The following is a 13,245-nucleotide window of genomic DNA, read 5'->3' as shown; positions in this document are numbered from 1 at the left end:
CAGTTCGGAAACGCATTGTTAACGGATTTAATGGATTTAACTCACGCCCAGAGCACCATACTCAAGAACAGGCTTTCCGGCCTGTTCCACAACAAGTGCATTTTCTTATGGGGTGGGCAGAAGAGTCCGCTCATAAAAAGCTTATTGATAATGGTGCTCTAGGTGTGAGTTTAACGGATTCAACAGATGGATGTTGAGGTTCGAGGGAAAGAGGGAAGATTTTCCCATTTTCCCAGTCTCCCAGTCTCCCACTCCCCCCTTCCCCGCTCTCGTTAGAATAAGATAAGTTTCCTTGCTACCGATCGCCCCTCAAACAAAACACCATGACTCAACAACAACCCCGGATTTGCATTCTCGGCGGAGGCTTCGGCGGACTCTACACAGCCCTGCGCTTGAGTCAGTTACCCTTCTCCAAAACCGAAAAACCCGAAATTGTCCTAGTTGACCGCCGCGATCGATTTTTGTTCGTTCCCCTGCTGTACGAACTCCTGACCGGCGAACTCCAAACCTGGGAAATTGCCCCCCCGTTTGCCGAACTCTTGGAAAACACAGGCGTGCGCTTTTGTCAAGGTACTGTCTCCGGCATCGATGTGGAGGAAAAGCGAGTGCAGTTGCACGACGGGCCAGAAATTCCGTGCGATCGCCTTGTTTTAGCTTTAGGCGGCAAAACCCCTCTAGATATGGTCAAGGGTGCGGTTGAATATGCTTACTCGTTTCGCACCCTCGACGACGCCTACCGCTTAGAAGAAAGACTGCGGTTTTTAGAAGCCAGCAACAACGACAAAATTCGGGTGGCGATCGTCGGGGCCGGTTATTCAGGAGTAGAATTAGCTTGTAAATTAGCCGATCGACTCGGAGAAAAAGGTCGCGTGCGGTTAGTTGAGCAAAGCGACATGATTCTGCGGACATCACCGGAGTTTAACCGCGAAGCCGCCAGCCAAGCTTTAGAAAAACGGAAAGTGTGGATCGACTTAGAAACAGAAGTAGAGGCGATCGAAGCGGACACAATATCCTTACTTTACAAAGGACAATTAGATGTTCTCCCCGTAGACATAGTGCTGTGGACAGTAGGAACTCAAGTTAGTCAAGCAGTACGATCTCTACCCCTCAAACAAAACCAGCGCGGTCAATTAATCGTCAATCCGCAGATGCAAATTATAGACCATCCAGATATATTTGCCTTGGGAGACTTAGCTGAATGTTACGATGCAACCGGTCAAAAAGTCCCCGGAACAGCCCAAACAGCCTTCCAGCAAGCTGACTACACCGCCTGGAACATTTGGGCCTCCCTCACCGGCCGCCCATTACTTCCTTTCCGCTATCAGCCGCTAGGAGAAATGATGACATTAGGAATTGACAACGCCACCCTAGCCGGTTTAGGAATTAAACTCGACGGACAACTAGCCCACATTGCTCGCCGCTTAGCTTATCTCTATCGGATGCCAACATTTGAGCATCAGCTAAAAGTTGGTTTTAATTGGATTAGCAAGCCGATTCAAGAGTTGCTTAAAAGCTAATCAATGCTTCTTCAAATAGATACAGCAGATTCTACGTTTATAAAGTACACCCCCGATCGATCTATACCCGTAGGGGCACTCCAAGAGTCCAAAGCCTGTCAATTTAAGGCTGTTTCCCTCACTCAGTCAGTCCGGCAGGGGTTGAAACCCCTGCCTCAAAGCTGAAGTCCTCTAAAAGAGGACTATAGACATCTCCTAATAAAATTTGGGAAGCCTTGCCGTATTTTGACAAAAACCTCATTTTGGGAGATGTCTAATGAATTATTCAGTCCTCTTTTAGAGGACTTTAGCTATAAGCACCGTGGAATTCATTCCCTGGCGGACTGGCGGACTGGCGGGCGAGTGCATCAGCTAGAGAATCTTAGCCCAAATAAAAAATGCAAAATTTAACATTTCAACACCAAAAAACAGAACTTCCGCCCCTAATTCAGCGGGAAATTCTGTTCGGAAACCCAGAAAAAACTAGCCCCAAACTTTCACCCGACGGCAAGTATATCGCCTACATTGCACCCGATGAACACAACGTTTTGCAAGTGCAATTGCGTACCGTCGGTCAAGCAGACGATCGCCAACTAACAGCCGATAAAAAACGCGGCATCCGCATCTTTTTCTGGACTTACAGTGGCGAAGAACTCATTTATCAGCAAGATATTGATGGTGATGAACAATGGCATTTATTCTCAGTCAATATCCAGTCAAATCAGGTTCGCGACTTGACACCATTCCAAGGTGTTCGAGCTCATCCGATCGCCCTTGACCGCAACTTCCCTAATGAAATTTTAGTGGAAATGAACATCAGCGATCGCCGCAAACACGATGTTTACCGCATCAACCTGCAAAACGGTGCCGTTGAACTCGACACCGACAACCCCGGTAACATCATGGGTTGGACTTGGATTGCTGACGCCCAATTTCAAGTGCGGGCGGCGACAGCCACAAATGCCGACGGCAGTACAGAATTGCTATTTCGAGAAACTGCCGATAAGTCTTGGGAAAGCTTGCGACGCTGGGGCCCCGACGACGAAGGCGGTGCCGTCATGTTCTCAGAAAACGGCAAAATTCTTTACATCATCGGCAATCACGATGCTAACGCCAAACGTTCGATCGCACTCGACTTAGAAACCAAACAAGAAACTAATATCGCCTCTGATCCAGAATACGATGTCGGCGATATTTTGATACACCCGACCAACCGAGAGATTCAAGCAGTTTCCTTCTACAAAGACAAGCAAGAGTGGCAGATTTTAGACCAAAGCATAGCAGAGGATTTTGAGGATCTCGGCAAATTCCGTCCCGGCGAATTCTCCATCACCAGTCGCAACCTCGCCGACACTACTTGGCTAATTGCTTACAGGACAGACGACGGCCCAGTCTACTACTATACCTACGATCGCGCTTCCAAAACTTTCACCTTTCTGTTCAGCAACCAACCCAAACTCGAAGGGCTACAACTATCATCAATGGAACCCATTTCTTACACCGCAAGAGATGGTTTAACCATTCACGGCTACCTGACAAAACCGGTTGGTGTCTCAATACCCGTACCGACAGTCTTGCTGGTTCACGGCGGCCCCTGGGCACGCGATACCTGGGGTTACAATCCACAAGCCCAATGGCTGGCAAACCGAGGTTACGCCGTTTTGCAAATCAATTTTCGCGGTTCCACCGGCTACGGCAAAGCCTTTCTCAATGCCGGCAATCGCGAATGGGCGGCTAAGATGCACGACGACTTGCTAGATGGGGTTAATTGGCTGGTAGAAACAGGAATTGCCCAACAGGATAAAATTGCGATTATGGGCGGTTCCTACGGTGGTTATGCCGCCTTAGTGGGATTGACTTTTAGTCCTGATGTTTTTGCCTGCGCCGTCGATATTGTCGGGCCAAGCAATTTGATTACGCTGCTGCAAACGATTCCCCCTTACTGGGAACCGAGAAAAGCAAGCCTGTATCACCGCGTGGGCAATTTGGAAACAGAACCAGAGTTTTTGAAATCGATCTCGCCTTTATCTTTTGTCGATCGCATTCAGAAACCTTTACTCATCGCCCAAGGCGCTAACGACCCGCGAGTTAAATTAGCAGAAAGCGAGCAAATTGTCAATGCCATGAAGCAAGCCGGCAAACCTGTAGAATACGTGCTTTATACAGATGAAGGACACGGATTTGCGCGGCCAGAAAATCGGCTGCACTTTTTTGCGATCGCCGAAGAATTCCTAGCCAAATATTTAGGAGGCAGATTTGAACCTGCAGGCAACCTTGCCAATCATTCTGGCTTGGTGAATCCGCAAACAACTAATTAGAAGGAAGAAGGAAAAAGGAAGAAGAAAGAAGGAATTATTCAAATCTCTTTTCTCTTCTCTTCTCTTCTCTTCTTTTCCTCTGTGTTCTCTGTGTCCTCTGTGGTTAAATCATTCCGATGCAACCGGATGTGCGATAAGTCCTCTTTCCTCTTCCCTTTTTCTTCTCAAATGACCAAAATTATTTTTCTAGATGCCGCAGGTACACTATTTGATGTTCGCGGTAGCGTCGGCGAGGTATACGGACAAATAGCCCAGAGGTTTGGAGTAACAGTTAAGAGTGAAGAGTTAAATGCAGCATTTTTCCAAAGCTTCGCCTCAGCAAGCCCGATGGCATTTCCAGGGAGAGAAGCGGCAAAAATTCCCGAATTAGAATTTGAGTGGTGGCAAGCAGTTTCCGCAAAAGCATTCCAAATAGCAGGCATTTTCCACCAATTTTCAGACTTTTCCACATTCTTTGTGGAACTCTACGCTCATTTTGCCACCGCCGAACCTTGGTTCGTCTATCCCGACGTATTGCCAGCATTAAATAAGTGGCAGCAACAAGGAATTGAATTAGCAGTAGTATCGAATTTCGATTCCCGAATTTATCCAGTATTAAAAGCACTAAATTTATCCGAATATTTCACATCAGTGACAATTTCTACCGAGGTTGGTGCAGCAAAACCAGACTCTCAAATTTTTACTGCTGCTTTGCAAAAGCACAACTGCACTGCCGAGAATGTGTTGCATATCGGCGACAGCTTCAAAGCAGATTATTGTGGTGCTAAAAATGCGGGATTAAACGCAGTTTGGTTGAATCGCCAACAGGAAAAAATAAATTCAGGAAACTTGAATTTAACTGATTCCCAAAAAGTAGAAGAGTTTCCTAGTCTAGATTTTATATAAGTCAGTCCTGGCCGCACTCCGACAAAGAAACAGGTTTTTTTTACCTGATCGGCGGGTTGCAACCCGTCTTTTCGTAAAAAACCCGGTTTCGCATGATTCCCCATGCGTCCAGGACTATAAATATGAATTTTATGAGCTTAAGGTTATGATTTTTATGAATTGACTTAGAGAGCTGTTTATTGAATAATATGAGTAATTTAACCGCAGAGAGCGCAGAGGGCGGTGAGTTCGAGAAGAGAGAGGCGAACGCTATATTTAACTTTCTAGTGGGAAAGAACATTACAGATACTAATCGTGAACTTTATGGAACCTCGACTCACTCAAACTCAGTTAGCACAGGTAATCGCTGAAATCGACAAGTTATCGCAGCAGCGCGAGTTAGAATTGGCCCCGGATCAGGTAAGAGAAATTTTACGGGAGTTGAATCTGCCTGATGAGCTTTTAGAAGATGCGATCGCCCAAATGCGCCGCCGCGAAGTCCTAGAAAAACAGCAGCGACGCAACCGTTGGCTCGCTATCGCCTCGACAGCCGTTGTCATCTCTGCGATCGGGATAGGTGTGCTGTTCGGGCAAAATCAGCAACAAAAAACTGCTCAAGTTGTGGGAGGAGAAGACAGGATTGCGCTATCGAAAAAAGGTGGTGACAGCCTTACTCAAGTCAACCGTCAAATCAACCCCCGCATCTACTACCAGGTGACATTGAAAAATGCTCCGATCGGCAATGAGTTGTCTCTGCAATGCGATTGGATTAATCCCAGCGGTGACATTGTTCATCAGGGCAGGTATCAAACTCGCACGATCGATACTGCGGTTTGGAATACCTACTGCTTTTACGATCTCGGATCTGCTGCCGCCCCAGGCAAATGGGAAGTGCGGATGTCCCTGGATGGGCGCGTCATCAGCAGTGAACCTTTCACGGTGAAATAGATGGGTGCGATCGACAAACCTTCACATTTTATCGGTTATTGGGGACTGGACGATCGCACAAAAACGCTCAGCCGTTTAGCCCCAGATTACCACATTCGGCAGGGCAAATTATCCGAGTGGGCGATCGCCTCTGCATCTGTACTCACGGCTGACACAGTGACGCTGAATGCTTGCGGGCGATTTCAGCCAACCGATTTACCCGGAGATGCTTGGGCGGCGGTAGAAGCGAAACAGCTACGGCTGGGGCGCGATCCGTTTGGGCGAGTGCCGCTTTACTGGATGCAGTTGGGAGAAACGATTTGGTTTTCGACGCGGATGCAATTGCTGCTACCGCTGATTGCTTCCCCTCAAATTAGCCCGATCGCGCTACACAGCTATGCTTGCTTTTCCTACGTGCCCGCGCCGTTAACTCCGATCGACCAAATTGCATCTGTAGCAGCCGGAAGCGAGATGATTTGGGAAATCGCCGATGTTAACGATCGGCCGAAAGTACGGGCGGCGAAGCTATCCTGTAGGGAATCGCTGCAATCGGCTTGGCAAGAAGCGCCCCAATTACTGCGCTGTGAGGATGAGGCGATCGCACAATTGCAAGGGCTGTTGCAACAGGCGATCGATCGACAAGTGGCAGATTTGCCGATCGACGAACCCGTGGGCGTTTTACTCTCCGGCGGCATCGATTCTTCCCTGGTGACGGCGCTGCTAGTGAAAGCAGGCTTGCAAGTGCGCGCCTATGCCCTCGATTTTGGTGTCGAAGCCTATTCCGAACTGCCCTACGCCCAACAGGTGGCGGACTTTTTCGGGATTCCGCTGATCCGAGTGGCGGCGACGGGCGATGCAGTGTTGCGGGCGATCGGGCCAACCGCCAGAGCCCTCGATTTACCCTATGGAGATGGCACAACAGCCCCGCTGTTTTTGCTCAAACAGGCGGCGGCGGAAGACGTGCGAGTTGTATTCAATGGCGAGAATGGCGATCAGCTATTTGCTGGATGGACGAACAAGCCTTTGATTGCAAACGGAGTTTACAGCGCAGAACATCCCGCCGGAGGAGAAACTTTTGAACAGCAGTATTTGCGGACGTTTCAGCGATTTTATGGTTATGAAAAACAGATTTTTTCGCCAGAAATACTCGATCGCATCCAGTCTCACGATTTGAGCGTTTACCTGCAAGACGCGATCGATCCCGAAACCTGTCCTTCCCTGCTAGCGAGGCTGCGGCGGGCTTCGCTGATGCTCAAAGGTGCTCAAAATATTCAGCCGAGGGCAACAGCATTGGGGTTTGCTTGCGGTTTGTGGGTGCGATCGCCCTTCTGCGACCCCGACCTCACAGCATGGACGTTTCAACTCCCTGGCGAGCTGCTACTGCAAGGTGCGTGCGAAAAATACATCCTCAAAAAAGCCTCTGAACGCTGGTTACCGCCGGAAATTGTCTGGCGGGAAAAGCGCGGGATGGGTGTGCCGTTGAAGGTTTGGTATTACCGGGAGTTTTGGGCTGCGATCGGCGATCGGCTGAATCCGAATGTGTTGCGATCGGAAAATTGCTGGCAGCCCGATTTGGCCGACGCGATGTTATCGGGACAACTCGGAGTTGCTATGCGCGATCGCTATATTGGCAATAATCTCTGGCTGCTGCTGATGTGGCAGGCATGGCGAACCGAGATTTTAGGCGAAATTCCGGGCAAGCGATCGCTGGATCATGTGTTTTGGTTGCCACCGGCGATCGGGCAGCGCATTTGGAAATATCGAAGGAGGTTGACTGTTGATTGTTGACTGTTGACTGTTGACTGTTGACTGTTGATTTTACAATCTTCCTTGTTCCAAACATCCGTTAAATCTCTTACAAAATCCGTTGCCAAACATCCGTTACATCCGTTAAATAATCCGTTGCCGAACTTCTTCTATATGACTGAATCTTTGCTACAGAATGAAACCAAAATACATTCGCCGCCGTTCTCGGAAGCATTAGCCCAGCGACTTTTGTCAACTTATGGTTCGCCCTTATATGTGTATCAGGCCGAGATCCTCAGTCAGACTCTTGAGCATATTACGCGATCGATCGACTATCCCCGCGTTCAGTTTCATTTTGCTAGCGTCACCAACGGCAATATTGCTCTGTTGCAATTGATTCAGCAAGCTGGTTGGGGGCTACACGCGAATACACCGGGGGATGTTTTTTTGGGACTAAAAGCGGGTTTTACGAGCGATCGCATTGTCTACACCGGCAGTAATCTCAACAAAGCGGATATTCAGCAATTGATTGAATGGAAGATCGATCGATTCAATTTCGATAGTTTGTCGCAACTCCAGGATTTTTGCGAATATTCGCGCAGTCAACCGCGATCGCTCCGTGCCGAAATCGGACTGCGCCTCAACTCACCGGAATTGACGGGAGACAGTCGCATTGGAGTGCGTCCCGCCGAATTCGAGAAAGCCAACGAAATCGCGCAGCAGCAGGGGTTGAGGATTACCGGATTGCATTTTTATCGGGGGACAGGAACGAACGCCACGAGTGCTTTTACGCAGGCGATCGATCGGCTAATTGCGATCGCCCAACAGTTACCCGATTGGAAAACCCTCGATTTTGGCGGTGGTTTTGGCTATCCCTATCGAGGCGGTGCAGTGTTTGACTGGCGGGAGTTTGGTGCGGCGATTACTGAACGATTAAGTGCGCTATCTCGCCCGATCGAGTTGGTGATTGAACCGGGACGATCGGCGATCGCAGGTTGTGGCGTTTTGCTTGCGAAAGTTGTGTCGGTGAAGTGGTTGGGCTATCGGCAAATTGTCGGTGTGGATACGACTGTATCAAATCTATCGGTGCCTGCGGTGCACGGGGGCTATCGGGCGATCGCAACTTGGGAAACCGACGATGTATCGCGACATGAAACGGATATTTGCGGCAACACGACTTATTCGCGGGATTATTTGGGGCGCAACTGTTGGCTACCGAAACTCAAAATTGGAGATGCGATCCTGATTTTGGATAGCGGGGCTTACGGCTATGCGATGTCGTCACATTTTCTGCACCGCCCCCGCCCTGCTGAGGTGTTGATTGATGCTAAGGGCGATCGATTAATTCGACAGCGAGAAGACTATTCTATCTTGTTAAACGGGCAAATATTTTAATTGGGCATTGGGCATTGGGCATTGGGAATAGTTTCTTCCTTCTTCCTTCTACTTATTATCTCTCTTCTCTTCCTCTGCGCCCTCTGCGGTTAAATCATTCCGAAACAACCGTCAACGATATAAATTCATTAAATCAATCAGGAGTAAGCGAAATGGGAATGAAATGCGTCCAGTGTCAAACCGACAACATTTTGAGCGATCGTACCACCAACTCAGGTCGCTGTAAACAGTGCAACCATCCGTTTGTGTTTGAACCCACTACCGTCACTGATAAAAAGTTGGCATTCACCGATCCCTTTTTCAAAAATGTGATCGAAAAGATTTCCAGCCAAAATATGTTGTTTTTTACACACAAACAGTTTTTGTATTTTATTGACCAAAAGCTTAAATCTCGCGTGCCACAAACCACTTGGATTGTTTTATACTTCTTTTATGGCGTATTTGTGGGCATCTTCGCCCTTAACTGGGCTCCTGCTATTTTTCCGTCACAATTCGCAGTTGTTATTCCCTTCGCTCTCTACAATTTAATTTGGATATGGGTAGTTTTCAACTACAGCAAATCTCCTACTCAAGGTATTCGCGGCAGAAGAAATAATGCTAAAATCCTCCAGATATTAGGGGTAATTATTTTAGTGCTGGGCATTTCAGGAAGCCTGATATTTGATTATTTTTCAGGATACATCGTAGCGATTACACTAGGGCTATTTTCCTACTGGCTCGGCATTTCACAAAAAAATCGCCTACACGAAATTAGTGAAGTATTTATTGTCAATGCAGCGCAGAGCGATAAATGGCTGCGTGACTGGCAAACAGTCAACGGTACATTAGAAAAACTGCTGCCTCCTGCTCATCAAGAAGCTTTACCCGCCACCATCGATCCCGAAGTTAGCGCCTACAGCTTCGATCGCGCAATTATCTGTGACAGTGACGAAATAGCTCAATTCCTCATTGCCAACAACGTCCATTTTGAAAACAACTGCGCCATTCTTAGTATTAGTGGCTATCCCCAAAGCATCTTCAACACCGTAATCGAAATGCTGCGCCGTAATGCCGATTTAAAAGTGTATGCACTGCACAATGCGAGTCCTGGTGGGGTTGGTTTGGTAAATCAACTGCGAACTAATCCAAACTGGTTTGCGAATCAAGCGGTGACGATTTTTGATTTGGGAATTTCTCCCCGTCAAATCTTAGCAACCCGTGATATGTTTGTGCAACAATCTCAAACAATGGCACAAACCGCCCGTCAATTACCTGACGCTGTAAGGCAAAGTTTAACAGCAGAAGAACTAGCATGGCTGGAGGCAGGCAATTTTGTGGAATTAGAATCGTTTATGCCACAGCGGTTGTTGCGCGTGGTCAATTATGGACTTGCCCAGAGTGGCGATCCGCAGACCAATGACGGCTTAATATTAGTGGATAATGCTGTCGGGTATGGTGATGGCTATGTGTTTGTCTCCGATAGTTTTGGTTAGGGCTTGCTTTCAAACTTTACTAGCAGAAACGCACAAGCAGCTATATACACTGTTAGCAAAATTGTTCCAATAAGCATTAGCAATTTTTGGAAAAGGAAAAGGTCATACATTACACTTATTCGTAATAAGCTTAAAAAGCGTTGGAACTTAGTCTGAGTAACATTTTTAGCTATCTTTAGTGAAAATCATAGAACGCTGATATTTGTAAGAACTTCAAGGATTTTCAAAGGAGGAGCAAAAAAACTGATATTTACTCGCTGAACACAAGTTTCAGATTTTGGGATTTCCCCCCTGGGGGGGATTTTAGTTTAAATTGTGTGAAATTTGCCTTCAACTTTCTCTCGTCTGGTTTTGTTTGTGTAGGCGCGGTTTCTAACCGCCCGGACTTATTTAAGTCGTATACTCCGCATTAATCTTCACGTAGTCGTAACTCAAATCGCATCCCCAAGCTTTCGCAAAACCGCTGCCATTCCCAACACTAACCTGAATTACAACCGTATCAGCCTTCAAATATTCGCCCTCTGCAGCCGCTTTCATATAATTACTTGCAGCCGCGCGATCGAACTCTTTAGGTTGTCCGTTTTCCATCATCAAAAAATCCCCCAATTGAATCCGCAAATTCTCTTGATCGAAAGGTACGCCAGCGCGCCCCGCCGCCGCCGCAATTCTGCCCCAATTCGGGTCGCGTCCGAAAATAGCAGCTTTCACCAAAGAAGAACCGACAATTGTTTTGGCAATTTTACTCGCAGAAACTTCATCCAGCGCGCCACTAACTTGCACTTCTACCAAACAAGTTGCACCTTCGCCGTCACGGGCGATCGCCTTTGCTAAATGCACGCAAACTTCTGTCAGCATCGCCTCTAATTTTTCAGCATCTGCCCCCATTTCCGTAATTGCCGGTGTGCGGGATTGACCGTTTGCCAAAGCAATTAGCGAATCGTTGGTACTGGTATCGCCGTCTACAGTAATTTGATTGAAACTTCTGTTAGCCGCCCGACTCAGCATTTCTTGCCACAAATGCGATGACACTGCTGCATCGCAAGTTACAAATGCCAGCATTGTTGCCATATTCGGGTGAATCATTCCCGAACCTTTGCAAATGCCGCCGATGCGGACGGGTCGATCGCCAAACATGGTTTCTAGGGCGATCGTTTTCGGCACTAAATCAGTCGTACAAATAGCCTTAGCCGCGGCATCGGAACCAGTTTCCGATGCCTCAGCAATTAATCGCGGAATTCCCGCCCTCAGCGGCTCCATTTTTATTCGCTGTCCGATGACGCCAGTGGAGGCTAAAAGAATAGATTCTGGAGGAATATTCAGCGCTTCTCCCAACAATTTGGCACTTTCGAGGGCATCTGCCAAACCTTGTTCGCCAGTAGCAGCATTAGCTTGTCCCGCATTGCACAAAATTGCTTTGGCGCTGGGTTTAGCTTGCAAACGCTGGCGGCAGTAGTCCACGCAAGCGGCCCGGACAGTGGATGTGGTGAAGACTCCGGCGGCGATCGCGTCTACCTCTGACAAAATTAAACTTAAATCCGGCAAGCCTGAAGGCTTCAAACCCGCTGTAATTCCCGATGCTCGGTACCCTCTGGGTGCTGTAACTCCGCCGTCAATTTCTTTCCAGTCCGACATCATGACCTCCCTAGTAGCCTTCAATCTGCTGAAAGGGGATTATATCAAGTTTCTCGGCACAAAGGTCTTTTATGGTTTGTGATGTATACTTTTGAGGCTATCCGACTCTCGTTTAGCTCACCCTTTGCTCAAACGGCTCTCTATACAAGCAGTACGATCGAGATATTACCAATTCCCCATTCCCCATTCCCATAAAACTAATCGCGGCTTCCAATCAAGAGTTAGAACTCAAGAAGAAGTCGCGACGGTTTTGTAATTGACATTATTAATTTTTAGCTGGCAAACAACAAACTCGATTCAACTATCTCGCCGTTGAAAAAAGGGGTTATTTGCGATCAATATTCGCTGGAGAACCAGCATCTAAACCAACTTCAGCAGCCACACGGCTCAGCATGGATTCCTGACGGTTTTTGACGACGTGTTGATGGCGCATCATCAGGGTGCGGGCTTGTTCTTGAGTTGACATAACTGATTTCTCCAAACTATAGGTAATGACTTCGTAGACAATTGTCGAAATTGAGCTTGCCCTAGCTCATAGTGGCGTTGCTGCGATCGTAACTGGCTTGAAAGCTGGGCTGCGGTTTGCCTTGAATGTGACCCCAGTAGTGCGTATCTTCCATCCCGACTTCGGTGGCGGTGCGGTTGAGCATGGATTGCTGGCGGTTCTTCACCAGTTGGTGGTGGCGCATCATCAGAGAGCGAGCTTGATTTTCGGTAGACATAGGGGGTTCCTCCGTATTCTTTAGATTAATGTTGGGCTGGTTTTTTCTTCTCTTCTATCACTATAACAGACAATTCTGTATCTAAAGCTACCAAATTAAAATTGTCACAAAACTTTACAATTGGGCTGTGGGGCGAGAATCTCGATCGAGGTTGCGGGGAGTGCGATCGAGCTTGGGCTGGTTGATTCAGCCTCAACCTCAAGCAGCCGTTGGCAAAAGTTGAGAATATTCATCTTCTAGGAGCCACATTTTAGCGGCGACGTAATTGCTAGTCGCCAAAATAACTTTATAATTTGGTTCAGAGTTATAGATGCAGAATTTTGCCTCTCAACGAAGTCGAATTTGCCTTAGTTAAGAGTAAATTTAATAAGTAGCGAATCACTATTAGATTTACAATGATTAAGCAGCTACGCTCAAGCATAGTCAAGTTTTTTTTAGTCAACTAGATAATAGAGTTGGGCTAAGTGAATCGCCTCAAGGGGTGACAAGGGGGCTGCAAATCAGGTAGAATAAGGGTTTGAGCCAACCGTAACCGAAAAAAATTGGGGGTCGCAGCGACCCCCACACAAAATATATGTTCCCTCAATTATACCAACAAGTTTTCGAGACGCATCTAAATCCTCGCCAGTATCTAACGCTACAATTGTTAGTGTTAATGTTACAAAGCTATCGA

The 13,245-nt window shown here is 47.5% G+C and carries 10 protein-coding genes; 7 read left to right on the top strand and 3 right to left on the bottom strand.

Annotation, left to right across the window (positions count from 1 at the left end; translation table 11 throughout):
* The first annotated feature begins 323 nt into the window (after positions 1-323).
* From QUA23_RS25160 to QUA23_RS25130, 7 genes are all read left to right on the top strand, one after another.
* Positions 324-1,517: an NAD(P)/FAD-dependent oxidoreductase gene (locus tag QUA23_RS25160; protein WP_333035122.1), complete on the top strand. Its 1,194-nt coding sequence runs from the start codon at positions 324-326 to the stop codon at positions 1,515-1,517.
* Positions 1,518-1,894: 377 nt separating this feature from the next.
* Entirely contained in the window at positions 1,895-3,814 is a 1,920-nt protein-coding gene (locus QUA23_RS25155) for a S9 family peptidase (protein WP_333078625.1), read from the top strand.
* Positions 3,815-3,982: 168 nt separating this feature from the next.
* Complete coding sequence (locus QUA23_RS25150; protein ID WP_333078626.1) at positions 3,983-4,699, top strand: HAD-IA family hydrolase; 717 nt, start codon at positions 3,983-3,985, stop codon at positions 4,697-4,699.
* Positions 4,700-5,002: 303 nt separating this feature from the next.
* Complete coding sequence (locus tag QUA23_RS25145) at positions 5,003-5,626, top strand: DUF3859 domain-containing protein (RefSeq protein WP_333078627.1); 624 nt, start codon at positions 5,003-5,005, stop codon at positions 5,624-5,626.
* Positions 5,627-7,393 (top strand): asparagine synthetase B family protein, encoded by a 1,767-nt coding sequence (locus QUA23_RS25140; protein ID WP_333078628.1) that lies wholly within the window; start codon positions 5,627-5,629, stop codon positions 7,391-7,393.
* Between the two features lie 132 nt (positions 7,394-7,525).
* Positions 7,526-8,746, top strand: coding sequence for an alanine racemase (locus QUA23_RS25135; protein ID WP_333078629.1), 1,221 nt, complete (start codon positions 7,526-7,528; stop codon positions 8,744-8,746).
* 158 nt (positions 8,747-8,904) lie between these two features.
* Entirely contained in the window at positions 8,905-10,218 is a 1,314-nt protein-coding gene (locus QUA23_RS25130) for a hypothetical protein (protein WP_333078630.1), read from the top strand.
* A 390-nt stretch (positions 10,219-10,608) separates the two neighbouring features.
* On the opposite strand, the gene argJ is transcribed toward QUA23_RS25130, so the two are convergent.
* The 3 genes from argJ to QUA23_RS25115 form a co-directional block, all read right to left on the bottom strand.
* Positions 10,609-11,850 carry a bifunctional ornithine acetyltransferase/N-acetylglutamate synthase gene (gene argJ / locus QUA23_RS25125; protein WP_333078632.1) on the bottom strand — a complete coding sequence of 414 codons (1,242 nt, stop codon included), beginning with the start codon at positions 11,848-11,850 and terminating at the stop codon, positions 10,609-10,611.
* A 325-nt stretch (positions 11,851-12,175) separates the two neighbouring features.
* Positions 12,176-12,316, bottom strand: coding sequence for a hypothetical protein (locus QUA23_RS25120; protein WP_190737482.1), 141 nt, complete (start codon positions 12,314-12,316; stop codon positions 12,176-12,178).
* A 61-nt stretch (positions 12,317-12,377) separates the two neighbouring features.
* Complete coding sequence (locus tag QUA23_RS25115) at positions 12,378-12,572, bottom strand: hypothetical protein (protein WP_006631905.1); 195 nt, start codon at positions 12,570-12,572, stop codon at positions 12,378-12,380.
* Positions 12,573-13,245: the final 673 nt, after the last annotated feature.

The organism is Microcoleus sp. Pol1C5 (assembly GCF_036701115.1).
Lineage (GTDB): Bacteria > Cyanobacteriota > Cyanobacteriia > Cyanobacteriales > Microcoleaceae > Microcoleus.
The sequence above is the reverse complement of the archived record's forward strand: the minus strand, read 5'-3'. Positions and strand labels throughout refer to the sequence as shown.

Bases quoted from the DNA above. Each gene is read 5' to 3' on its own strand.
- QUA23_RS25160 (WP_333035122.1), top strand. From the start codon at position 324: ATGACTCAACAACAACCCCGGATTTGCATTCTCGGCGGAGGCTTCGGC.
- QUA23_RS25155 (WP_333078625.1), top strand. From the start codon at position 1,895: ATGCAAAATTTAACATTTCAACACCAAAAAACAGAACTTCCGCCCCTA.
- QUA23_RS25150 (WP_333078626.1), top strand. From the start codon at position 3,983: ATGACCAAAATTATTTTTCTAGATGCCGCAGGTACACTATTTGATGTT.
- QUA23_RS25145 (WP_333078627.1), top strand. From the start codon at position 5,003: ATGGAACCTCGACTCACTCAAACTCAGTTAGCACAGGTAATCGCTGAA.
- QUA23_RS25140 (WP_333078628.1), top strand. From the start codon at position 5,627: ATGGGTGCGATCGACAAACCTTCACATTTTATCGGTTATTGGGGACTG.
- QUA23_RS25135 (WP_333078629.1), top strand. From the start codon at position 7,526: ATGACTGAATCTTTGCTACAGAATGAAACCAAAATACATTCGCCGCCG.
- QUA23_RS25130 (WP_333078630.1), top strand. From the start codon at position 8,905: ATGAAATGCGTCCAGTGTCAAACCGACAACATTTTGAGCGATCGTACC.
- argJ (WP_333078632.1), bottom strand. From the start codon at position 11,850: ATGTCGGACTGGAAAGAAATTGACGGCGGAGTTACAGCACCCAGAGGG.
- QUA23_RS25120 (WP_190737482.1), bottom strand. From the start codon at position 12,316: ATGTCAACTCAAGAACAAGCCCGCACCCTGATGATGCGCCATCAACAC.
- QUA23_RS25115 (WP_006631905.1), bottom strand. From the start codon at position 12,572: ATGTCTACCGAAAATCAAGCTCGCTCTCTGATGATGCGCCACCACCAA.